This is a genomic window from Sphingopyxis sp. CCNWLW2, assembly GCF_037095755.1.
In the GTDB taxonomy this organism is placed as follows: domain Bacteria; phylum Pseudomonadota; class Alphaproteobacteria; order Sphingomonadales; family Sphingomonadaceae; genus Sphingopyxis.
Map to the genome: position 1 here is coordinate 424,285 of NZ_JBAWKJ010000001.1, position 22,585 is coordinate 446,869.

Consider the following 22,585-nt stretch of genomic DNA (forward strand, 5'->3'; position numbering starts at 1 on the left):
CCAAAGTCCGTAAAAGGGCCCTGGCGCCGGTGTTTCTTGGTTTGGATGATTGCTCATCCCCCGCGGAAGCCTGTGTGCTGCCCCAATCCTTACGAAGCAATAACGGCGTAGAATTCTTGCGTTAAACCGGCGTCGTGGCGCGCCGAGTCGTTGAACGGAGGCTTCAAACTGCCCCGAAACCGCGATTTCACTAGGGCGTGCCACGTTTCAACGACGTTGAATCCCCTTTCGTCGCACTTTTGCCGGAACCAGACTGTGCCCGCGCTCACATGGCGAATTTCATCGTTGTAAATACGCGATAAAATCTTCGCCGACGCCTCGTCGCCGGCGGCGCGGAAGCGCTCGACCGTTGACGGCGTGACGTCAAGCCCACGCGCCTCGAGCACCATCGGCACGATCGCGAGCCGCGCGAGCACGTCATCCGCCGTATCCTGCGCCGATTCCCACAATCCGGCGTGGGCGGGCAGCGCGCCATAGTGGCTGCCAAGCTGGCGGAGGCGCCGGTCGAGCAAGGCGAAATGCATCGCTTCATCGGCGGCGACGCCGATCCAGTCATCGACGAAAGCGCGCGGGAATTCACCGCCGAACCGGCCCACCAGGTCGACCGCAAGATCGATCGCAACGAATTCGATATGCGCGAGCGCGTGGAGCAGCGCGACACGCCCGCGCTCGGACCCGCCCTTGCCGCGCCGCGGCATCCGGTTCGGCGCAAGCAGTTCGGGCTCGGCGGGCCACGCGGGCTCGTCGGGCATCGCCGTATCGCAGCGATGCGCCAGCTTTCCCTGCCGCCATGCGCGCGCCATGCTACGCGCCGCGCGGCGCTTGTCGTGCGGGTCCGGCGTCAGCAGGACCGCGCGCGCGACTTCACCCAATGTTTGCATATCAGAGGGCTTTGGCCGCCTCCAGCACCGCGTCGGCATGGCCCTTCACGCGCACCTTCCGCCATTCCCTCACGAGCTTGCCGTCGGCGCCGAACAGGAAGGTCGAGCGCTCGATGCCCATATAGGTGCGGCCGTAATTCTGCTTTTCAACCCAGGTGCCGAACGCTTCGCACACCGCGCCATCCTCGTCGGAGGCGAGGCGGACGGTCAGGCCGTATTTGTCGCGGAATTTGCAGAGTTTCGCCGGCGCATCGCGCGATACCGCGAGGATCTGAGCGTCCAGCTTCGAAAACTCGGGCGCGAGGCGGGTGAAATCCTGTGCTTCGGTCGTGCAGCCGGGTGTGTCGGCTTTCGGATAGAAATAGACGACGAGCGGCGCACCTTTCAGGCCAGCGAGATCGATCGCCGCGCCATCGGCGTCGAGGAGTTTGACCGCAGGTATCGCATCACCAATTTGGGGACCGCTCATTTTCCATTCTCCTGTCCGGGACGAATCGACGCCCACCAGTTGGCGATCTCCTGCCGCGCCGCGTCGTGCGCGGCAAGCAGTTGCGGCCAGCCGGGCTCGCCGCACTGGCTCGCCACCAGCTGGCGCGCGGCGGCGGTCGGCGGTTCCCCCTCGGGCCCGGTGAGGCGCAGCATCACGAGCATCCGCGCGAGCAAGCCGTGCGCGTCGACCACTTCGGGCGGGACGAGACCCGCCGCCTTCAAACAGGCGAGCGCCGCCGAGATATTCGGATCGTGGCACTGGCCGCTGACGAGCTGCGTCACCTGCATCGCGAATTCGAGGTCGACGAGCCCGCCCGGCCCGCCCTTGATGTCTAGCGCGCCGTTGGCGGGTTTGTGCGCCGCGATCTTGCTGCGCATCTCCGCCGCGTCGGCCGCGAGCTTTGCCGGGTCGCGCGGAATCGCGAGCAGATCGTCGATGATGCGCTGCACCTCCGCTTTCGCCGCATCCGAACCGTATACCGGCCGCGCGCGGAGCAGCGCCATATGCTCCCACGTCCACGCCTCCTCGCGCTGATAGCGTTCGAAGCTGTCGACCGTCACCACGAGCGGCCCCTGCGCGCCCTGCGGCCGCAGCCGCGTGTCGACGTCGTAGAGCTTGCCCGCCGCGGTCGGCACCGACATCGCACCGGTCACGCGCTGCGCGAGGCGGTTGTAATAGGTCGTCGCGCCGAGCGGGCGCGGCCCGTCGGATTCGGCAAGATGGTCGCCGGTAAAGAGATAGATGAGATCGAGGTCCGACGCATGCGTCAGCGCGCGTCCGCCAAGCCGCCCGAGCGCGAGCACGACCAGCTCGCTGTCAGGGACGCGCCCGTGCGCCGCGACGAATTCGGCGACCGTCGCGTCGGCGAGCACGCCGAGCGCCGCTTCGGCAAGCTCCGAATAACCGCATGCGATCACCAGCGGATCGGTCGCCCCCGCGACGAGCTGCGCGCCATAGGCGAAGCGCCGTTCGCCTACATGGTCGCGCACGCGGTCGAGCAGCCGCTCATAATCGAGCGCCGCGAGCCCCGGCCCCCATTCGGCCGCGAGCTGTTCCTTGTTCGCGGGCGCATCGAAGGCGCGCTGGTCGATCAGCCCTTCGATCAGCTCGACGCGCGTGCCGAGCGCGTCGGCGAGCGTTGGTGCGAGCGAGAGAATCCGCGTTGCGATCCGCGCCAAGGCCGGCTGCGCGCCGAGCAGGTGAAAGAAGTTGATCGCGCTCGGCAGCCCCGCGACGAGCTTGTCGAAGCGCGTCAGCGTCGCTTGCGGATCGGGCGCCGCGCCGAGCGCCTTGACCAGTTCGGGCAGCATCGTCTCGAGCGCGTCGAGCGCCGCGGGGCTGCGGAGTGCGCGGAGCTTGCCCCCACGCCATTCGGCGATTGTGCGCAGCGCGGCACCCGGCGGATCGAACCCTGCCGCGACCAGCTGCGCCGCGAGACTCTCCTCGTCGCGCGGCAGGCCGGTGGTCACCGCGCGCTCGGCGACGAGCCGGTCGTAACAGCTCCCGACGTCGTTCACGACGGGTTCGAGCGCCGCGAGCAGCGCCGCGCCATCGGCCTCGCCATCGAGCCGCGCCACACAGTCGAGCGCCGCTTCCTGCGTGGGCAGGCTGTGCGTCTGCTGATCCTCGATCATCTGGAGCCGATGCTCGATCCGGCGGAGTGTCGCATAATGGCCCGACAGGCGGTTGGCGTCGTCGAGCTCGATCCGCCCCGCCGCCGCGAGCGCCGCGAGCGCATCGACCGTCGCGGGAACGCGTAGCGACGGATCGCGGCCGCCATAGATGAGCTGGTGGACCTGCGCGAAAAATTCGATCTCGCGAATCCCGCCACGCCCGCGCTTGAGGTCGAAGCCCGGCCCGAACGCCTGCCCCTGCGCGAAATGGTCGCGGATCCGGTCGCTCATCGCGCCGATTTCCTTGAGTTGCCGGAAATCGAGGCTGCGGCGCCAGATGAAGGGCTGGATCGCCGACAGGAACTGTTCGCCGAGCGCGCGGTCGCCCGCCGACGCGCGGCTGCGGATGAACGCCGCCTGCTCCCACGCGAGCGCCTCGGATTCATAATAGGAGATCGCGGCATCCACCGGCAGCACGATCGGCGTCACTTCGGGATGCGGGCGGAGGCGGAGATCGACGCGCAGCACATGGCCGTCGCCGGTGCGCGCCGACAATATTTCGGTCATCCGCCGCGCGATCCGCACCGCCGCCTCGCCCGGATCGTCGCGCTGGCGGCGCGGCAGCGTTTCGGGATCGAAGATCAGGATCGGGTCGATGTCCGACGAGTAATTGAGCTCGTAACTGCCAAGCTTGCCGAGCGCGATCACCGCAAGGCCGCGCGGTTCCTCACCGGGCACACGTTCGGCGAAAGCCGCGGCGAGCGCCGCATCGCACGCTGCATCAGCGAAGTTCGACAGCAGCCGCGTCGTCGTCGCCACATCATGCTCGCCCGACAAATCGCCGAGCGCGAGCAGCAGCGCCATCCGCCCGCGCCACTGGCGCAGCGTCCGCATGATATCGTCATCGACCGGCGGCGCGGCGACGGCCGCGAGCGCGGCATCGGTGCCTTCGCCAAGATATCGCGCAACATCGTCGGGATACAGTTCGGCGAGCCGCGCGAGAAAGGGCGCGTGCGCACCAAGCCGATCGAGCGCCGACTGGCGGCGGGAAGCGTCCATAAGTGTCATCGCCCCGCCCTATCACCCGCGCCGCGACGCGTGACAAGGGCGGGCGACACTGCTCAGGCCGGGATCGTGCTTTCGTCGAAGAACAGCACCTGCGAGATCGCCGCGCGCAGCGTCGCGGGCTGGTACGGCTTGGTGAGGAGGAAAGCGGGCTCGGGCCGGTCGCCGGTCAGCAGCCGTTCGGGGAAGGCGGTGATGAAGATGACCGGCACCTTCACTTCGGTCAGGATTTCCTGCACCGCCTCGATCCCCGAGCTGTTGTCGGCGAGCTGGATGTCGGCGAGCACGAGCCCCGGCTGATGCTTTTGCGCTTCGTCGACCGCCTCGCGGTGCGTCGTCGCGACGCCGACGACGTCGTGGCCGAGTTCGCGAACGATCATTTCGATGTCCATCGCGATGATCGGTTCGTCCTCGATGATAAGGATGCGCGCGCGCGTCTGGCGGTCGATCTCTTCGGTGGCATCCGAAATCAGCGCGCGCACCGCCTCGGCATCGCGGCCGATGATGCGTCCGGTGTCCTCGAAGCTGAACCCCTCGACCGCGGTGAGCAGCAGCGCCTGCCGCGCGAGCGACGGAATCCGGCGCAGGCGGGCATCGGCAATCGCGATATCGGACAGCGCGCCGTCGTCGGCCGCGGCCGCCTGTTCGGTCATCAGCCCGAAATTGTCATGCACCATCCGGTAAAGCTGGATGCGCAAATCGGCGCCGGTATCGACCGCGCCGGGGTTCGCGACGAGCGTTTCGAGCAGCCGCGCGACCAGCGCATCGCCGCTTTTCTGGCTCCCGGAAATGGACCGGCCATAGCGCCGCAGATAGGGAAGATGCGGCGCAACCGACTGACCCAATGACATATTTTACCTCCTGATAGCCGCACATATTTTGGCGGACGCGTCCGGAAAAGGGACATACGCCCGCGCTTCCCCCGCACCATCCGATATATTTCAACCTTTGGGAACGATTTAGCCGCAAAATAGTTTCATCGGGAAGGAACAAACGCGCCATTGCGCTTTGGTGTACGCGCGGTTAGCAAAAGGTCCCATGTCCAGCGGATGCTTCGATAATGTCGTCTAAAACCGGTTCGCCACGCAGCGAGACCTCCGGAAAGGACGCGGATAAAAAACCTTCCGCCAAGGGGCAGGACGTCAACGGCGCCCTGCGCCGCGCCTATGAGTCCACCGTCGACGAAGAAATTCCGCAGTCGTTGCTCGACCTGCTTGGCAAACTCGACTGAGTTTCAGCGCCGGTAGCGCGCGTCGAAATCGCTTTGGAACGACGAAAAACGGCCCGCAGCGATCGCATCGCGCATATCCTGCATCAGGTCCTGGTAGAAATGCAGGTTATGCTGCGTCATCAGCATCGCGCCGAGCATCTCGCCCGAGCGCACGAGATGGTGCAGATAGGCACGCGACCAGGTCGTGCACACCGGGCAGCGGCAATCGCTATCGAGCGGCGCCTCATCCTCGGCGAATTTCGCATTGCGGATGTTGATCGGGCCGTCGCGGGTGAAGGCTTGCCCGTTGCGCCCCGACCGCGTCGGCAGCACGCAATCGAACATGTCGACCCCGCGCGCGACCGCGCCGACGAGGTCGTCGGGCTTGCCGACCCCCATCAGGTAACGCGGCTTGTCGGCGGGTAGCTGGCCCGGCGCATAGTCGAGCACCCCGAACATCGCCTCCTGACCTTCGCCGACGGCGAGCCCGCCGATCGCATAGCCGTCGAAACCGATGTCGGTCAGCGCCGCCGCCGAGCGCGCGCGCAGCTTCGCGTCGAGCGAGCCCTGCTGGATGCCGAACAGCGCCGAGCGCGCGGCATGCTCCTCGCCCGCGTCGAAGCCGGCGCGGCTGCGCGCCGCCCAGCGCATCGATCGCTCCATGCTCGCCTCGGCGCGCTTGCCGTCGACGCCGTTCGGCGGGCATTCGTCGAACGCCATCACGATGTCGCTGCCGAGCAGGCGCTGGATTTCCATCGATCGCTCGGGGGTCAGCATGTGGCGCGAGCCGTCGAGGTGGCTCTTGAACGCGACGCCCTCCTCGCTCTGCTTGGTCAGCGCCGACAGGCTCATCACCTGATAGCCGCCGCTGTCGGTCAGGATCGGGCGGTCCCAGGCCATGAAATTATGCAGGCCGCCCAGCCGCGCCATGCGCTCGGCGGTCGGGCGCAGCATCAGATGATAGGTATTGCCAAGGATGATGTCGGCGCCGGTCGCGCGGACCTCGGCGGGGCGCATCGCCTTCACCGTCGCCGCGGTGCCGACGGGCATGAAGGCGGGGGTGCGGATCTCGCCGCGCTGCATCCGGATCACGCCCGTGCGCGCGGCGCCGTCGGTCGCGGCGATCGAAAAGGCGAATCTGTCGGTCATGGCGCGCGCCTATGGCGGGACGCGCGCCGAAAGTCGAGGGCGGGCGGTCAGGCTTTCGCGTGCTCGCTCGACGGTTCGTCCTCGGCCGCCTTTGCCTTTTCCTTCGGCTTTTCCTTCTCGAATATCTTGATCAGCTCGCGCTTCTTCGCGTCGGACAGCCCCTTTTCGGCCTGCGGGAACATCTCCTCCTCCTCCTCGTCGATATGGTGGAGGTAGCGGTCCTTCATCGACCGAAAACGCGTGAGCCAGCCGGTCGAGGAAAAGTCCATCTCGTACAATTCGGTCAGATAATCCTCGATTTCCTTGTGCTCGGCGACGCTGTGCTGCGCCTCGTCGCGCAAATCGGGGTTCGCGAGCATCGTCGCATAGAGCGACATTTCCTCCGACGCCGCATGCGCGGTCACCTCGACGCGGAAAGCCTCGAACAGATAGCGACGCTCGTCGCTGTCGCCCTGCGTTTCGTCGATGCGGGCGAGAAGCTCGCGGTGCCGGTCGTGATCGGCCTTCAGTCGCGCAAAGATTTTGGTCTCGGTCATGTCGGTCTCCGTCCATTGGCGGTCGAAGACAGAACGGGTCAGCGGAGACGGGGTTCCGGCGTTACGCCGCTTTCCAGTCGCTCGTCGTCATAAAGGACGGCAGCGCCAGCGCCGAGGTCGACTGGGTCGCGGCGGCGATCAGATAGGGCGAAACGCGGTGACGCGTGCAGAGCCCGCCATTGCCGTCGCTGACCATCGTCTGTTCGAATTCGACGCCCTGCTGATGCTTCATCGACCGGCGCACGGTCGCGGTGACCAGCTGTCCTTCGCCGAAATCGATCACAAAACGCGTGCCGATGGGCACATCGAGCAGCCCCTCGATGAAGGCGCCGGTCGCCGACAGGTTACGGATCACGACGGCATAACGGTGGTTGTCGTGGATCGCGCCGACTTTGCGGAACAGCGAGAAGCGGTCGTTGCGCTGGCGCGCGGGGCCCGCCGGCTTGATCGTCCACGTCCCCTCGGCATGATCGAGCAGTTCGGCCTGCGGCACCGCCCTGCTATAAACATAGCCCTGGACGTGGCTGACGTTCAGTTTGCGGATGAGTTCGAGCTGGTCGAGCGATTCAATGCCTTCGGCGGTCGTTTCCATCTGGAGCGCCTCGGCGAGCGCGACGATCGCGGCAATGATCGCGCCGTTGCGCGACCCCGGAATCGTCGCATCGCGGACAAAGCTCTGGTCGATCTTGATCTTGTCGAACGGCGCCGATTGCAGATAGGCGAGCGACGAATAGCCGGTGCCGAAATCGTCGAGCGCCAGGCGAACCCCCAGCGCCTTCAGCGCCTCGAACATGTGCGTGGTCTCGGCGGTATCGCCCAGGAAGACGCTTTCGGTGATTTCCAGTTCGAGCCGGCCCGGAGGAAGCCCGGTCGCCGTAAGCGCCTTGGCGACGATTTTCGGCAGGTCGGCATTCGCGAACTGGATCGGCGACACATTGACGGCCACCCGCATGTCGCCCGGCCAGCTCGCCGCATCTTCGCATGCCGTGCGCAGCACCCACTCGCCGAGTGCCCAGATCAGGCCGGCTTCCTCGGCGATCGGAATGAATACGGCGGGAGAGATCACGCCGCGTTCGGGGTGGGTCCAGCGGATCAGCGCCTCGACCCCGCTCACCATATTCGATTTGGAATGGACGACGGGCTGATACATCAGCGTCATCTCGCCGCGCACCAGTGCGTCGCGCAGATCGTCCTCGAGCGCGCGGCGATCCTCGGCGGCGGTGTGGAGGTCGCTCGAATAAAAGGCGAACCGCCCGCGGCCGTTCCCCTTTGCCGCATAAAGCGCAAGATCGGCGTTGCGGACCAGGTCGTCGCTGCTCAGCCCGTCGAACGGCGCGATCGCGACGCCAACCGACGCGCCGATGATGCAGCGGCTGCCCTCGACCGAATAGGGCTGCGACAGGCTGGCGATGATGTCGGCGGCCATATCGCCCAGCTTGCCGCGATCCTCGATGTCGGGAAGGATGATCTGGAATTCGTCACCGCCAAGACGGCTCACCATCTCCTTGTCGCCGACGATCTTGAGCAAGCGTTCGGCGACCTGTTTGAGCAGCGCGTCGCCCGCCGGATGGCCGAGCGTGTCGTTGACCTGCTTGAAGCGGTCGAGGTCGAGCAGCATGATCGCGCACGACCGCTGCTGCTGCGCAAAGGCCGCGAGCGTCGTGTCGAGCTTCTTCGAAATGGCGAAGCGGTTGGCGAGCCCGGTCAGCGAGTCATAGAGCGCCAGCCGCGAGGCGTCCTCGGCCGAGCGGCGCTGTGCGGTGACGTCGGTCCCGCTGCCGCGATAGCCGGTGAATTTGCCGCCGCCATCGAACTGCGGCCGGCCTGAGATCGCCCACCAGCGGTCGTCGCCTTCGAACGCGCTGCGCAGCGGCAGCTTGTCGAATTTCGATTGTTTGGTGAGCAGGAAGGGCAAGGTGCGCTGGCGTTCGCCATGACTGTCGACGGGCAGGAACAGGTCGGTGAGGGCGGTGCCGAGCAACGTGCCGGTCGTTCGCCCCATCAATCGCGCCACCGAATCGGTGATATAGGTCAGCCGCCCCTTGGCGTCGGTCGACCAGAACCACCCCTGGCCGCTTTCCTCGTAATTTTGGAGCAGCAGCAGCGCTTCGTGAGTATGCAGGTTCGCCGCGGTATCGCCGCGCTGCTTGCCGATACGCGAGCCGATCAAGCCGAAAAAGCCGCGCTGGCCTTCATCGGCTTCGTCATCCCGCCGGTCGCCGGAATCGATCCGCGATGGACTGTCCATCAAACAAACTCTTCAGCTGGTCCCCACACGCCAGCCGCTATGCCGACAAGGAATTGCTATAGTGTAAATATCTAAGGGTTTTCCGGAAACCGTGCCATTCGAGGACGTTGCCGGCATCGCGCGCCCGCGACACCGGGCGCCCCCCGTGACTTTCGGGCGCCTTGCCCTATTAACCTTCCGGCGAAGCCAAATGTTAATATCGGTCTCGCGATGGATGCGCGCATGGCGATGACGGTCTATCTCGACAACACGCCGCGATCGGCCGGAAATGGCCGCGCGTCGCGCCGGCAATTGCGCCTTCCGCTCCACGGGTCGAAGGCGGCGGGCGCCGAAATCGAGGCGCTGGTCCACAATATTTCGGCCACAGGCATGCTCGTCGAAAGCATAGTGCCGCTCGAGGTCGGCGAGATCGTCGAGGTCAATCTTCCGCACAGCGGCAAAACCGCCACCCGCGTGATCTGGACCAGCGAGGGCATCGCCGGATGCCAGTTCGAAATGCCGATCTCGCCCGCAACGCTCAGCGCCGCGCAGCTGCGAAGCGTGGTGGGCGCCGATGCGCCCGCGCCCGATCACCGGCCCGCCGCCGCGGAAAGCTTCGGCGTCCGCCTGCAGCGGCTGCGCACGGCGAAGGAGCTGACGCAAGGGCAGCTCGCCGTCCATTTGGGGGTCAGCGAACCGTCGATTTCCGCCTGGGAGCTCGACAAGGCGCGGCCCAAAGCCGGCCGGATGGAAGCCTTGTCGCTCGCGCTCGGCGTCGAAATCGCCGAACTCCTCGGCATTGACGAGGCCGAAAATCTGAACGAGCTGGTCGCGAGAGCCAAGGCGCAAATCGCCAAGGCGGCGTGCGTCAGTCCCGACAACATCAAGTTCACGATCGAGATGTGACCCGCCGGTCGCGCAAACACAAAACCCTCCGACATCGCCGGAGGGTGCGTGCTTGGCGGTAATTGCCTGGCGTCAGGTGGGGATGATCGTCAGTTCGAAACGATCGGTGTCGAAGCCCTGCTCACCGGGCACTGCCGCGATGGGCCGCTCCCGGACCCGCGGGCCGGTCGCGCGGCTGAGAACCGCATGGCCCGAGCCGTTCAGGACGATCTCGTCATTTCCGGCGATGATCCGCGCGCCTTCCAGCGAACCGGGCGCATAGTTGATCACAAGATCATAGCCGGTCGGGGCGTTGCAATATTCGCGGAAGCTGCCCAGCGACACGGCATTGCCGCTGATCGCGCCGAATCCCGTCGCCTGATGCTGCACCGTGCAATGCACGGGAACCGTCAGGCTGAGGTTGAATCCGAACGTCGCCGCCGTGGCGGTCGTCGGCGCCGCAGCGAGTATGAAGCCCGCAACGCCGAGCGAGAATTTCTGAATCATCCGCCAAACCTTTCCGCCTGTAGGCCGAAGCTGTTGGATGATTGTTTAGGCTCGCAAATCTAACATTCAGTTAAGGCGCGCGGCCGCAGCGCCTGCTTCAGCGTGCGGTCACCGCGATGGAGATCACGTCGCTGTACACGCCGGCGCGGCGATCGGAGGTATTGCCGATCAGGAACTGGATCGGCAGCGCATCGCGACGGAGGTTGCCCTGCGTTGAGCCGGATATGGTGCGCATGCCCGTCAGATTGACGGCGTTTCCGCCGATCGCGAGGCTATAGGGCACATACCATTCGCTCGAACCGAGACGCAGGCGGCCCGAATTGGCCGAAGTGACGCTGAGGTCGTAGGACCCGGTGCTGGCGACGCGAAGCTGGAGCGGCACCGGCGCGACGCCGGGCCGCAGTTCGCCAAGGTCGACGACCGCATGCCCATCGCTCATCGTATAGGCACCGGCGAGACCGATCCGCGCCGAAGGCAGCACATCGATGCCAAGCACGATGCGCGTGCCGCCGAGCGAACGGAAATTGCCGTCCTGCGCTTCCAGCGTCACGTCCTGGGTAAAGGTGCCCGATTCCTTCACATCGTCGGGATCGGCAACCAGCTTGAAGAGCAAGGTGCGCGAGGCATTGGCGCCGAGTGTCAGCATCCGCTGCGACGGAGCCCGCTGCGTCCGCCCGACGCGCGGCGTCACATCCTGCGTGTCGGTCAGGTTGAGCAGGGCATAGCCGATCGGCTTTCCCGTGCCCTTCGACAGGCCAAAGGGCGGCTGGCTCAGTTCGAAGGTCGGGGTGAAGCGGCATTCCGCCGTGCCTTCGTTGACGAAGGTGACCCCGAATGTTCCTTCGGGAATCGCGCTGTCGAACGGGTCATAGCCCTGAATCAGCCAGCTTGTCGGCGTCGCGTTGGCACGGATGAGGCAATCGGCGCCGCGGATGTTGGCACCCGGCGCCGGCGCCTGCGCGTGAAGCGGCACAGCGAGGAAGGCCGCGGCGAGGAACAGAGTATGGCGCAGCATAATGCCTCCTAATTTTTCGTACCGGGGCGAACGGTGCCAAGGTTCAATAGACCATCGGTGTCCGCAGGTACTGTGAATTCGAAACTCCGGTCGATCGTGCCGTTCGCGCCATAGGTTTCCACCAGATAGCGGCGGCCCGGCAGCAGGTTGGTGATCGCGAAGCGCCCGACCGAATTGGTGAAGAACGGAATCGGCTTGGGGCTTTCGGCGTCCTTGACGTCGAGCAGCGTCACGCGCCCCCCGACGAGCGACACGGGCTTTTCGGGCGCGAGGATCAACGTGCCCATCGCGCTGGCAAAGGCGTCGGTGCCGATGCGCGCCGCATAGCCGCTCTTGTAGGGCGGATGGACGCGGAACACGCCGGGGCCGGTGTCGTAACCCGTCGGCGGATCCTCGACGTCATATTGCACCGACTGGGTGGCGTAGGAGCCGAGGAAATTATTGACCGCCGCGCCCAGCGCGCCGCTCTTGCTGATATAATTATTCTCGGCGAGCGACTGTCCCGCGACGACGCTGCGCTTGCCCAGATTCTTGTGCGGCGAGAGCAGCATGAAGCTGTCATTGATCCGCCGCCCGATGCCAAAGCTGCCGTCGGCAAAGGCCAGCGACGTCCCGACGCGGACCGTCGTCGCATTGAGCTGCGCGACGTCACCCAGATTGGGGCCGAACGTCGCATGGCTGATCGATGCATCAAAACGGTTGGCCGAATAGGTCGCGTAGCCGAGCGCGCGCGCGCTGTTGTCGTCGCGGGTGACGACGCCGCCGAAACCGAGGCTGTTGAGCTGGTTGAGGCCGCTCTGGTTGTAGGAAAGCTCGCCCAGATTGTCGCGGCTTTCGTAACGCGCCTCGGCGCGGCGACGATAGTCGGGCTGGAACACCACGCCGACGTTGAAGCTGACCCCGTTGCCGCGCGAAAAGGCCGACGGAAATTTGGCGTAGTCGACCCCGGCGCGGATCGTCCATTGCCGGTCGACACGATAAAAGCCGGTGACCCCGGCGCGATAACTGTCGCCGAGCGCGCCGCGCCCCTTGAGGTAGGACGCCGATGCGGTCGCGGTCAGCCGCATGGTGAATTGCCGCGAATATTGGCCCGTTATCGTCGCCGACGTGGTGTTGATCCCGTCGACATTGCCGAGCGTCGCGAACTTGGGCGACAGATAGTCGGCGCGCAGCGTGAAACTGTCCGACAGTCCTTCGCGATCGATGAAATGTTCATAGCTGACGCCGCCGGCAAAACCCTCGCCCGCGGTTTTCGAATGGCTGCCGCCGGCATCGAGCAGCAGGCGGCCACCGTTGGGAAGGACGAACTGCGTCTGTCCGGTCAGCGTCTGGACATCCTTGCTGGCCTGCAAACCAACCCCGATCGCGGGGCGATTGAAGAATGCCTTGCGGAAGAAGCCGGTGAAGGCGACCGGACCGCGATAATCGGGTGCGCCGCCGAAAGTGCGGCTGGTCGGACCGAAAAAGGCGCCATATTCATGATCGCCGGGATCGAGGTCGATCGGGTCGAGATATTGCTGATAGGAGAGGTTCTGGACCGCGCCGCTGTTGTCGGTGACCTGGATATCGACATCGTTGCTGCCCGCGACGAGCGGCAGTGAGCTGAAGTCGTAACGGCCCGGCTGGAGGCGAACCTCGCGATAGAGCGACCCGTTGCGCAGGAAACGGACCGTCGATTCACGCTGCAGGACGAGCTGGCGATTCGACTGGAGGATCGCCGACCGAAAGCTGTTGAAGCGCCGCCGCTGCCGCAGGACGCCGACGCCGCCCATTTCGACGAAGGATTGCTGGCCGCGAATTTCGGGGTCGAGATCGCCGAGGAACCAGCGCCGATACGCCTCCGGCTGGTCATAGACGAGGCGCGCATAGTTGCGCGTGAACTTGTACGAATCCCCGCCCAGCCCGAATTGCTGCCCGAGCTGCGCATCGCCTTCGAACACGAATTTGCCGAGCCGCACCGCACCGTCGAAGTTGATCGTCGGCGGATCGGCCTGATTGCCCTCCCAGATATAGCTCTGGATCGCGCTGAGGTTCAAAAAAGCCGAAAACCCCGCCGGCTGCATCGTCACATCGTTGGCGTCTTCGCGCGGCGGCGCGAAAATATCCTTGATCGCCCGCTGTTCGGCGGACACCTCGACGACGACGACCGCCAAGGTGCTGGGGTCGTAGGTCAGCTGGACGCCCGTCTTGCCCAGATCGTCGGGGCCAAAATTGGGTAGCGACGCCAGGCGCGACGCCAGCTCGGCATGTGCCGTCTCGTTCAGAACGGGCTGCATCAGCCGCACGAAGGTCGCCGATTCGAGCAGGAAACGGTCGTCCGCGGTCAGCAGCATCGGAATATCGCCGAGGCTGCTGCTCTGGAAGGTCAGCGGCACCGTCATTTCGATGTCGCGGTCGTACGGATTGATATCCGGGCGTCCATGCGCGCCGATCGGAAGCTGCGGCATGACCGGCGTCGGCGTCGGGATCGGCGGGATCTGCGTCCCCGGCAACGGGATGACTGTCGGCGCGCCCGGGTCTGGAGCCGACGGCGACGGGCGCGGGTTCTGCGGCAGCGGAATCGATACCTGCGCCGCCGCCGTGCTCGCGCACAGCGCCGACAGCGCCACACTACTCAGAGCGAACCCGATCCTCACTGCTTGAACGACAGCTTGATCGGTCCGGGGCCGAAGCCGGGAACGGGTACGCGGAAAGCGCGCTCGCCCTGCGCGGGCACATAGCCGGTGCCGACCGCGCGGTTGAGTTCCTCGGGCGAGATGTCGACGCGCAGCCATTTGCCGTCGATGCCGATGCCCTCGAGCTGCCAGCCGAAGTTGGACATCATCGCGTGGCGGCGGCCGTCGTTGCGCAGGGTGATTTCGACCCCGTCCTGCATCGGCGGCAATTCTTTCGATCCCGGCGGCGCGGGCGGCTGATACATGAGCTGCTTGACCGTCGTCGCCTTGACGTCGGGCTTCGCGCCGGGCGGCGCCACGACGACCAGCGCGCGCATATTGTAAAGCACCTGAACCTGCGCGCCGAGCGCGTCGGCAGAGCCGGGCTCAAAGGCGACGGGCAATTGCTCGACCGAGACATAATAGGCCTGCGATGCCGCCAATTCGGCGCCGCCCACCCATTGCAGGCGGACGACCTGCCGTCCGCTGGCGGGCAAAACGCCCTGCGGCGGGAAAATCAGGAAATCCTGGTCGGCGGGGGTTTCGACGATATTCCCGTCCTTGTCGATTTCCATCCGGAAAACGCGGGTCTGGAACGCCAGATTGCCGGGATTGATATTCTGGACCTCGATCCGCGCCACCGCATTGGTGCCACGCGATTCCATTTCGACGACCATCGGCGAGACGCGCATCGCCAGGGCGGGGCTGGCCAGCACCACGACAGCGGCGAGCGCAGCCAAAAGCGCGCGCGCATGACGCTTCACCGTCGCAAAAGCTGACATATTCCCCATCCCCCTGTCCTCACCGGACGTAATTGCACTCATTTATAAAGAAAGGGGAAAGATCGCTCTTTCCCCTCTCCCTATTCGTTACCGCGCGGGATTAGAGCGCGCGCAGCGTCAGCGTGGTCGTGCCGGTGTACGAACCAGCGACCAGGCCCTTGTTGGTCACGGCCGGAGCAACGATGTCGATGTCCATGCGCGAACGCCATGCACCCTGCTGCTTCGAGCCGGCGTTGCCGGTGGTCGGAACGACGAGCGACTGCGACGAGCCAGCGGTCTGCGCGTTCAGCGCAACGCCGGTCCACGAAGCGGTCACCGAATAGGGGATGTTCGCCTGGAACTCGTCGGTGTCATAACCGCCCGGGTTCGCGTTCACGAGGCCGCGGATGTCGTTCTTGTTGATTTCGACGACATTGTTGGTGTTGCAACCAGCGGTCAGCGTGTCGATGTTGGCTTCGGCCTGGCCGACCATTTCGAACGCCGAGTTGACGTTTTCGTTGTTGCCGGTGCGCACACCGATCACGCCGAAGTCGATATTACGAGCGCTCGAATCGTTGCCGGCATAGAACGAGCAGTCGCGGTTGACGGTGCCGCTCAGCGAGAACGCAACGTTGACAGTCGGGGTGTTCGCTTCGCTGTCGCTGGGTGCATCAGCCTGTGCGCGATAGCGCGTGCCGACACCCAGGCCCAGACCGAATTCGAGACCCAGCGTCTCGAGGCCATTGGGGTTCGTCGAGGTGTAAGGAATGCCCAGAACCGTACCAGCATAATGACGCTGGTTGGTGTGCTGAGCGGCAGCCGGCGTGGCAACGGCGATGAGCGCGATGGCGGCGACGGTGCCGCTAAGGATCTTCTTCATAATCTTCTTCCCTCTATCATGCCGCCCGGCCCAATGCCGAATGCGACCTAATACCTGCACCGAACTGGTCGGAGACCGGAGGGGCAGCGGTGCCTACCCTTCCGGCTACCGTCCGCGGTTCATCCGCGGACGAATTCGTTAAATCGGAGAGACCGTGATCGTGATCGTTTCCGAATAGTCGCCAGCCAGCAGCCCGGCCTCGCCCGAAGGCTGACCAAGCTCGACCGCCAGGACCATTCCGTCCGTCGCGATGCCGCCGTTGCTGGAGATGACGCCGCCGGCCAGAAGTTGGCGACTGTTGAAGGATTGGCTCACCGTCTGCCGCGACGGATATCGCACAGGCATTTCGACGGCGAGATTATAAGGCAGGACGCCGCTATACGGGCCTTGGCCGTTCGGCATCGTCGTGTGGGTCAGGCCGCCGCGCGCGCCCTTGATCGTCATCGTGAAGGGGACGTTGCAATCGAGCGCCACGCGCGTTTCGATGCCCAGGCCGCGCCGTTCCAGATTGCCGAAATCCATATTGGCGATGCTGCCCATCGCGCAATGCTGGCGGATCGCGCCGCTGACCGCGATGTCGAGCGATTTGACGTTCCGGATTTCTTCTGCGTTCGCGGGCACAGCAAAAGCCGCCGCGGCAAGCGCAAAAATCATGAGCCTCATGACATGAACCCCCAAAAATCCCAACGGTTTCAGGCTCCGCTTTGCGGATGGCCCTCTGGCACCCCCGTGCCCGACAAGTCGCGACCCGACTCATCAACCCGTCTGTTAATAAAAACTTAGTACATAAATTAAGACAGCTTCGCACCCCCAAATTGGCGCGGGCCAAAATTGGGCGCCGGCGATGTCGTTCAAGTTCAACGGAAATTCGTGCTTTCTTGCGCCTGTCGAGGGTTAATTCGGCGCACGTCAAGGCGGAAGCCTGACTATCGGCGTTCAGAATCGGGACAATCGATGTTAATATCTTAACAGGAAAGTTGACACTAAGTTCAATTGGAGCTGCCGAAATCGGGGAAAATCCGCGGCGGACTGCCGATTCACCCGCCGCAAGCAGCGCACAGTTCGCCCCAAGGACGGCGAACGGACCTTGTTGCCGGGCATCCGGCGGAGCATGTGCCCGCGATGCGGCGCTCTCCATTAACCACTCGACAACCGATCGCGCGCATAGCTGACCCATGCCCATTCATGCGATGATCGAACAGCGACAGACCGGCGAAAGCACGCGCGGCGCGCCGCGTATGCATATGCGATTTGAAGCGGCGGGATCGCTCGAAGGCAGCGAGGGCACGACGGTGGCGATCCACAATCTGTCGGCGACCGGCATGCTGATCGAAACCGCATCCGATCTGGCCATCGGTCAGCGGCTGACGGTCGCCTTGCCCGAGGCGCCCGATTGCGCCGCCACCATCGTGTGGCGCAGCGAGGCGCTCGCGGGCTGCCGTTTCGACCGGCCGCTGTCGCGCGCGGCGCTCAGCGCGGCGCAGCTGCGCAATCCGCTTCCGGGCGACGTAGATCCGGCGCGCATTCCCGACGGCGACGAAATGCTGGCGCAGCGCCTGCTCCGGCTGCGGAAAGAACGCGGCCTCAGCCGCGCGGCGCTTTCGGATCTGACCGGGTTCAGCCGACCCAGCATCTGGGCATGGGAAAGCGGCAAGACCGTGCCGCGGCGCAGCAACCTGCCCGCGCTGGCCGAGGTTTTTGGCATTTCGGAGCAGGAACTGATCGCCGGCGGACCATCAGCGGCACATGCCGATCCCGCCGCGAGCGCGCAGCAAATGCATGCGCTGGTCCGCGCGAGCCGCGAAGAGATCGCCGCGCTCGCCGGCGTCGATCCCGCCAAGGTCAAGATCACGATCGAATATTGACGGGCCGCGCGCCCTATCGTGCGGGCAACAACAAACTCGCGTCGCCATAGCTATAGAAGCGATAGTCGTTTTCGATGGCATGGGCGTATGCCGCCTGCATCGTCTCCAGCCCCATCAGCGCACTGACCAGCATGAACAGGGTCGAGCGCGGCAGGTGGAAGTTGGTCATCAGCCCATCGATCGCCTTGAAGCGATAGCCCGGCGTGATGAAGATCGCGGTGTCGCCCGCGAAGGGCGCGATGATGCCGTCATCCTCTGCCGCGCTTTCGAGCAGGCGCAGGCTGGTCGTGCCGACGGCGATGACACGGCCGCCCGCCGCGCGCACGGCGTTGAGCCGCGCCGCGGTGTCGGCGTCGATCCGGCCCCATTCGGCGTGCATGACATGGTCTTCGGTGTCGTCGGCCTTGACCGGCAGGAAGGTGCCCGCACCGACGTGCAGCGTCAGCGTTTCGCTCGCGATACCGGCCACGGCGAGCGCATCGAGCAGCTTCGGCGTGAAGTGCAGCGCCGCGGTCGGCGCCGCGACGGCGCCGTCCTCGCGCGCGAACATCGTCTGATAATCGCTGCGATCGTCGTCGTCGGTGGGGCGCTTGCCCGCGATATAAGGCGGGAGCGGCATCGTGCCCGCGCGTTCGAGCAGGACTTCGACCGGCTCGTCGCCGGCGAAGGCGAGGATGAAGCTGCCGTCGGCGAGCCGTTCCTCGGCGAGCGCCGCGACGCCCGCGCCGAAATCGACGCTTTCGCCGACGCGCAACCGCTTGGCGTTGCGGATGAACGCCTGCCAGCGGCGCAGGTCGATGCGCTTGTGGAGCGTCGCGCCGATCTTCGCCTCTCCGCGCCGCCCTTCAAGCTGCGCCGGGATGACCCGCGTATCGTTGAACACCAGGCAGTCGCCGGGGCGGAGCCATGACGGCAGATCGCTAACCCCCGCGTCGACGATCTCGCCGCCATCGACCACGAGCATCCGCGCCGCATCGCGCGGCCGCGCCGGGCGGAGCGCGATACGCTCATTGGGTAAATCGAAATCGAAGGCGTCGACGCGCATGATCTTGGTGCGCGTGCCCGCGCTTACTGCTTGATCGGAGCGTTGAGCTCGTCGACCGTCACGGCGGGCGCCGCGACCGGCGCGGGCACGGCTTCGGTCAGCATCGAGGCGGGCGGGATCGGCTTGTTGTCGGCGGCGACCGACACCTGCACCATGCGCGACATCACTTCGGGCGGCTCGCCCTTATGGATCGCGTCGACATATTGCATGCCCGAGATCACGCGGCCGAACGCGGTGTAGCGGCGGTCGAGCGCGAAGCGCGGCTGGAGCATGATGAAGAACTGGCTATTCGCGCTGTCCTCGCTCTCGGCGCGCGCCATCGACAGCGTGCCGCGCAGATGCGGGGTCGGGTTGAATTCGGCCTTGAGGTCGGGCAGCTGCGAACCGCCCTGCCCGGTCGCGGTCGGGTCGCCCGTCTGCGCCATGAAGCCGTCGATCACGCGGTGGAACTTGATCCCGTCATAGAAACCCGCGCGCGCGAGCTTCTTGATCCGATCGACATGGTTCGGCGCGACATTCGGATAGAGCTGGATCACGATCCGGCCGCCCGTCGAAAGGTCGATGTTGAGCATATATTCGGGGACGCCCATATATTGGTCGGGGGTCATCGCCGGGATTGCGGGCGGCGCCACGGTCGCCGGAGCAGCTTCGGTCGTCGCGGGCGCGGTCGGGGTTTCGACCGGCGCGGGCGGGGGCGTTTCGACGGGCGGTGCCGGCTGGCTTTGCTCGGGGTTCGGCCCCGGTGCCGGCGGCGCATCCTGCGCGACGGCCGCGCCTACGAGACCGAACGCCATCGCCGTAAGAACCAAGGGGCGGAAGGATGATTTCATGCTGGATCGGCCTTTGGATAATAAACTGGATTTGCGCCCCGATGGCGCGCCCTAGCCGGAAAAAGCTGAACGCTCAATGATCGGTATCAGCGCTCGCCCTGAAGAAGGCCCCGCTCGGCGATGCGCGCGACGACGGCATCGCGCACCGAAGGCGTCACGAATTTGTGGATGTCGCCGCCAAAGATCGCGATTTCCTTGACCAGCCGCGACGCGATCGGTTGGAGACTGACGTCGGCCATCAGAAAGACGGTTTCGACGCGGTCGTTGAGCTGGCGGTTCATGCCTGTCAGCTGATACTCATATTCGAAATCGGTGACGCCGCGAATGCCACGGACGATGATCGACGCGCCCTGGGCGTCGGCAAAATCCATCAGCAGCGAATTGAAACCGACGACCTCGATGTCGCCGTCGATCCCCGCAACTTCAGCCTTCACCATCGCGATCCGCTCGTCGTCGTCGAACAAGGGCGATTTGGCGATGTTGGTCGTCACGCCGATGATCAGCCGGTCGACGAACTTCGCACCGCGGCGGATGATGTCCATATGCCCGAGCGTGATCGGATCGAAGGTTCCGGGATAAACCCCAATGCGCATCAACGGTCCCTTTCCACCACATAACGGGCGATCGCGCGCAGCAGCGCGGCCTCTTCGCCAAAATTCGCGAGATGCCCGATCGCCTGTTCGACAAGCACGGTCGCCTGTTCGCGCGCGCGCTCGAGCCCCATCAAGGTGACGAAGGTCGCCTTGCCCGCGGCATCGTCCTTGTGCAGCGCTTTGCCCGCCAATTCCTCGTCGCCCTCGACGTCCATGATGTCGTCGGCGATCTGGAACGCGAGCCCGATGTCGCGCGAATAGGCGCGCAGCGGCGCGCGGCCTTCGGGCGGGATGCGCGCGAGGATCGCGCCGGCCTCGACCGAAAAGGCGATCAGCGCGCCGGTCTTGAGTTGCTGGAGCCGCGTTACCGTCGGCAGGTCGAAATTCGACGTCTCGGCGGCGAGGTCCATCATCTGGCCGCCGGCCATCCCCGCCGGGCCCGCGGCGCGCGCGAGTTCGCAGCAGAGCTCGCCGCGCACGAAGGGATCGGCGCTCGTCACCGGGTCGCACAGCCATTCGAACGCGAGCGCGTGGAGCGAATCGCCCGCGAGCACCGCGGTCGCCTCGTCGAACGCCTTATGCACCGTCGGCTTGCCGCGGCGCATGTCGTCGTCGTCCATGCACGGCAGGTCGTCGTGGATCAGCGAATAGACGTGCATCGCCTCGACCGCCGCGCCGACGCGAAGAGTCAGTGTGCGGTCGACGTGGAACAAGTCGCCCGCGGCACGCACGAGCAGCGGCCGCAGCCGCTTGCCGCCGGCCACCGCGGCATGGCGCATCGCTTCATAGAGCGGCCCGCGCGGGTCGGACGGAACGGCGAGCAGTTGATCGAACAGCGCGTCGATCCCGGCCGCGACCTCATTCTGGGTGGAAAGCAGCAATTGCCGCTCGCGCGAAACTTCGCTGTCGACGAGCGTCACCGTGAATCAGCTTTCGCCGAAGGGGGTCGTTCCCGCCGGCCGGCCGTCGGCGCCCAGGCTGACCTGTTCGATGCGCGCCTGCGCCGCGGCGAGCCGCGCCTCGCAATGGCCGCGCAGCGCATGGCCGCGCTCATAGAGCGTCACCGATTCTTCGAGGCTGACATCGCCGCTCTCGAGCCTCCGCACGATCGTTTCGAGCTCGCCCATCGCGGCTTCGAACGACAGCGAGGCGATATCGGCGGCGCCAAGGCCTTCTCGAGCGGGTTCGGGGGTGTCCGTCATGGGCCCTGCTTTGGCCCCTTCGCCCCCGTCCGGTCAAGCTTGACGTGGTGATTTTGCCCTATAGCGTCGCGCCATGTTCATCGGCCATTTCGCCCCGGCGCTGATCGTTGCGGCCCGTCCAAAGGCGGCGGGGCTCGGGACCTTGTTCGTCGCGGCGCAGCTCGTCGACATCGGTTTTGCCGCATTGCTGGTCCCGGGGATCGAGGCGATGCGGATCGTCCCCGGCATCACCGCGATGAATCCGATGGACCTCTATCACATGCCCTATACGCACAGCCTGCTCGGCGCGCTGATCTGGGCGAAGATTTTCGGCCTGCTCGTCTGGTTCGCGACCAAGCGCAAAGAGGCAGCGATCGGCGCCGCGCTGGTCGTGGTGTCGCACTGGTTCATCGACTTCCTCGTCCACATCCCCGATCTGACGCTCTATGGCATGCCGCCCAAACTGGGGCTCGGGCTCTGGAATCATCCGCTGATCGCAATGCCGCTCGAGATATTGCTGATCGGCGGCACTCTTCTTTATTATCGGCGCCGCACCGAAGCGCCGGGCGGCAACCGCCGGCTGTGGATACTCGCCGGGCTGCTCGCCTTTGCACAGGCGATCGACTGGTTCGGCCCGAAGGAGCCCGCCTATTCGCTCGCCCTCCCCGCGACGATGCTCTTCGCTTATGCGCTGCTCGCCGGGACCGCGGCGTGGGCGGGCGCCAACCGGCGGCTCGCGGTGCCCGTCCGCACCTGACCCCTTCGCGCCGCGCAATCACGCTTCTGTTTTTTGCAATTGCTCGCGTCGCGCGAGCCAGTCATGCTGCACTGCACAAGAAGAGAGGGGCTCCGAAGGCAAGTTTTGTTCATTAGACAAGGACTTGCACCATGAAAAAATATATTCTCCCCGCCCTCGGCCTGCTCGCGCTGGCGCCGTCCGTCGCCCTCGCGAAGGATGCGCCGACCAACCGCTTCGAGCATGAAGGCAGCACCTACAGCTATAGCGTAACGCAGGTCGGCGACACGCGCGTGATTAGCGGCGTCGAGGAACGCACCGGCAAGCCGTTCACGCTCCGCGTCGGCCAGCACCGCGTGCGCGGCACGGTCGGCTCGCAGCAGGTCAGCTTCGCGCTGCGCGACGTCGCGCCGCTCGTGAAGCCGTCGGCCACCCTCGCCTCGCGCTAAACCCTCTCTCCGA

General features: G+C 65.5%; 23 protein-coding genes. 5 read left to right on the forward strand and 18 right to left on the reverse strand.

What is annotated here, in order from left to right; translation table 11 throughout:
- Positions 1-89: 89 nt before the first annotated feature.
- Genes V8J55_RS01835 through V8J55_RS01850 form a run of 4 tightly spaced genes read right to left on the reverse strand, consistent with a single transcriptional unit; the run spans position 90 to position 4,900 of the window.
- Complete coding sequence (locus V8J55_RS01835) at positions 90-881, reverse strand: ferritin-like domain-containing protein (protein WP_336444120.1); 792 nt, start codon at positions 879-881, stop codon at positions 90-92.
- 1 nt (position 882) lies between these two features.
- Positions 883-1,350, reverse strand: a complete 468-nt coding sequence (locus V8J55_RS01840) for a peroxiredoxin (protein WP_336444121.1) — start codon at positions 1,348-1,350, stop codon at positions 883-885.
- Positions 1,347-4,052, reverse strand: coding sequence for a bifunctional [glutamine synthetase] adenylyltransferase/[glutamine synthetase]-adenylyl-L-tyrosine phosphorylase (locus V8J55_RS01845; RefSeq protein WP_336444122.1), 2,706 nt, complete (start codon positions 4,050-4,052; stop codon positions 1,347-1,349). The genes V8J55_RS01840 and V8J55_RS01845 overlap by 4 nt, the downstream gene beginning before the upstream one ends.
- A gap of 53 nt (positions 4,053-4,105) precedes the next feature.
- The gene (locus V8J55_RS01850) at positions 4,106-4,900 is read right to left on the reverse strand and encodes a response regulator (protein WP_336444123.1); all 795 of its coding nucleotides are present in this window, start codon (positions 4,898-4,900) and stop codon (positions 4,106-4,108) included.
- Positions 4,901-5,109: 209 nt separating this feature from the next.
- Here V8J55_RS01850 and V8J55_RS01855 point away from each other — a divergent pair, with 209 nt between their 5' ends.
- Positions 5,110-5,280 (forward strand): NepR family anti-sigma factor, encoded by a 171-nt coding sequence (locus V8J55_RS01855; RefSeq protein ID WP_336444124.1) that lies wholly within the window; start codon positions 5,110-5,112, stop codon positions 5,278-5,280.
- A gap of 3 nt (positions 5,281-5,283) precedes the next feature.
- On the opposite strand, the gene tgt is transcribed toward V8J55_RS01855, so the two are convergent.
- The 3 genes from tgt to V8J55_RS01870 all read right to left on the reverse strand — a co-directional run bounded on the left by tgt (position 5,284) and on the right by V8J55_RS01870 (position 9,192).
- Positions 5,284-6,408 (reverse strand): tRNA guanosine(34) transglycosylase Tgt, encoded by a 1,125-nt coding sequence (gene tgt / locus V8J55_RS01860; protein WP_336444125.1) that lies wholly within the window; start codon positions 6,406-6,408, stop codon positions 5,284-5,286.
- Positions 6,409-6,455: 47 nt separating this feature from the next.
- Positions 6,456-6,944, reverse strand: a complete 489-nt coding sequence (locus tag V8J55_RS01865; protein WP_336444126.1) for a hemerythrin domain-containing protein — start codon at positions 6,942-6,944, stop codon at positions 6,456-6,458.
- 61 nt (positions 6,945-7,005) lie between these two features.
- Positions 7,006-9,192, reverse strand: a complete 2,187-nt coding sequence (locus V8J55_RS01870) for an EAL domain-containing protein (protein ID WP_336444127.1) — start codon at positions 9,190-9,192, stop codon at positions 7,006-7,008.
- A 222-nt stretch (positions 9,193-9,414) separates the two neighbouring features.
- Between V8J55_RS01870 and V8J55_RS01875 the strand changes: the two genes are divergently transcribed.
- On the forward strand, positions 9,415-10,077 hold the full coding sequence (locus tag V8J55_RS01875) for a helix-turn-helix domain-containing protein (RefSeq protein WP_336444128.1): 663 nt from the start codon (positions 9,415-9,417) through the stop codon (positions 10,075-10,077).
- 72 nt (positions 10,078-10,149) lie between these two features.
- Here the strand turns inward: V8J55_RS01875 and V8J55_RS01880 are convergent, their stop codons facing one another.
- The 6 genes from V8J55_RS01880 to V8J55_RS01905 all read right to left on the reverse strand — a co-directional run bounded on the left by V8J55_RS01880 (position 10,150) and on the right by V8J55_RS01905 (position 16,536).
- Complete coding sequence (locus V8J55_RS01880; protein WP_037514493.1) at positions 10,150-10,563, reverse strand: hypothetical protein; 414 nt, start codon at positions 10,561-10,563, stop codon at positions 10,150-10,152.
- A gap of 97 nt (positions 10,564-10,660) precedes the next feature.
- A complete protein-coding gene (locus V8J55_RS01885) occupies positions 10,661-11,578 on the reverse strand; it encodes a hypothetical protein (RefSeq protein ID WP_336444129.1) in 918 nt (305 codons plus the stop codon).
- An 8-nt stretch (positions 11,579-11,586) separates the two neighbouring features.
- Positions 11,587-14,214 (reverse strand): hypothetical protein, encoded by a 2,628-nt coding sequence (locus V8J55_RS01890; protein WP_336444130.1) that lies wholly within the window; start codon positions 14,212-14,214, stop codon positions 11,587-11,589.
- Positions 14,211-15,014: a fimbrial biogenesis chaperone gene (locus V8J55_RS01895; RefSeq protein ID WP_336444131.1), complete on the reverse strand. Its 804-nt coding sequence runs from the start codon at positions 15,012-15,014 to the stop codon at positions 14,211-14,213. Before V8J55_RS01895 ends, V8J55_RS01890 begins: the two co-directional genes overlap by 4 nt.
- A gap of 100 nt (positions 15,015-15,114) precedes the next feature.
- Positions 15,115-15,873 (reverse strand): hypothetical protein, encoded by a 759-nt coding sequence (locus V8J55_RS01900; RefSeq protein ID WP_336444132.1) that lies wholly within the window; start codon positions 15,871-15,873, stop codon positions 15,115-15,117.
- A 138-nt stretch (positions 15,874-16,011) separates the two neighbouring features.
- A complete protein-coding gene (locus V8J55_RS01905; protein ID WP_336444133.1) occupies positions 16,012-16,536 on the reverse strand; it encodes a hypothetical protein in 525 nt (174 codons plus the stop codon).
- Positions 16,537-17,048: 512 nt separating this feature from the next.
- Between V8J55_RS01905 and V8J55_RS01910 the strand changes: the two genes are divergently transcribed.
- Entirely contained in the window at positions 17,049-17,738 is a 690-nt protein-coding gene (locus V8J55_RS01910; protein ID WP_336444134.1) for a helix-turn-helix domain-containing protein, read from the forward strand.
- Positions 17,739-17,751: 13 nt separating this feature from the next.
- On the opposite strand, the gene queA is transcribed toward V8J55_RS01910, so the two are convergent.
- The 5 genes from queA to V8J55_RS01935 form a co-directional block, all read right to left on the reverse strand.
- Complete coding sequence (queA, locus tag V8J55_RS01915) at positions 17,752-18,783, reverse strand: tRNA preQ1(34) S-adenosylmethionine ribosyltransferase-isomerase QueA (RefSeq protein WP_336444135.1); 1,032 nt, start codon at positions 18,781-18,783, stop codon at positions 17,752-17,754.
- Between the two features lie 23 nt (positions 18,784-18,806).
- Positions 18,807-19,613: a peptidylprolyl isomerase gene (locus V8J55_RS01920; RefSeq protein ID WP_336444136.1), complete on the reverse strand. Its 807-nt coding sequence runs from the start codon at positions 19,611-19,613 to the stop codon at positions 18,807-18,809.
- 86 nt (positions 19,614-19,699) lie between these two features.
- Positions 19,700-20,206, reverse strand: a complete 507-nt coding sequence (gene coaD, locus V8J55_RS01925; RefSeq protein ID WP_039571783.1) for a pantetheine-phosphate adenylyltransferase — start codon at positions 20,204-20,206, stop codon at positions 19,700-19,702.
- Positions 20,206-21,087: a polyprenyl synthetase family protein gene (locus V8J55_RS01930; RefSeq protein WP_336445692.1), complete on the reverse strand. Its 882-nt coding sequence runs from the start codon at positions 21,085-21,087 to the stop codon at positions 20,206-20,208. Before V8J55_RS01930 ends, coaD begins: the two co-directional genes overlap by 1 nt.
- 45 nt (positions 21,088-21,132) lie before the next feature.
- Positions 21,133-21,408, reverse strand: coding sequence for an exodeoxyribonuclease VII small subunit (locus tag V8J55_RS01935; protein WP_336444137.1), 276 nt, complete (start codon positions 21,406-21,408; stop codon positions 21,133-21,135).
- Between the two features lie 73 nt (positions 21,409-21,481).
- Here V8J55_RS01935 and V8J55_RS01940 point away from each other — a divergent pair, with 73 nt between their 5' ends.
- Together V8J55_RS01940 and V8J55_RS01945 are read left to right on the forward strand one after the other, a co-directional pair.
- The gene (locus tag V8J55_RS01940; protein WP_336444138.1) at positions 21,482-22,144 is read left to right on the forward strand and encodes a hypothetical protein; all 663 of its coding nucleotides are present in this window, start codon (positions 21,482-21,484) and stop codon (positions 22,142-22,144) included.
- Positions 22,145-22,275: 131 nt separating this feature from the next.
- The gene (locus V8J55_RS01945) at positions 22,276-22,572 is read left to right on the forward strand and encodes a hypothetical protein (protein WP_336444139.1); all 297 of its coding nucleotides are present in this window, start codon (positions 22,276-22,278) and stop codon (positions 22,570-22,572) included.
- Positions 22,573-22,585: the final 13 nt, after the last annotated feature.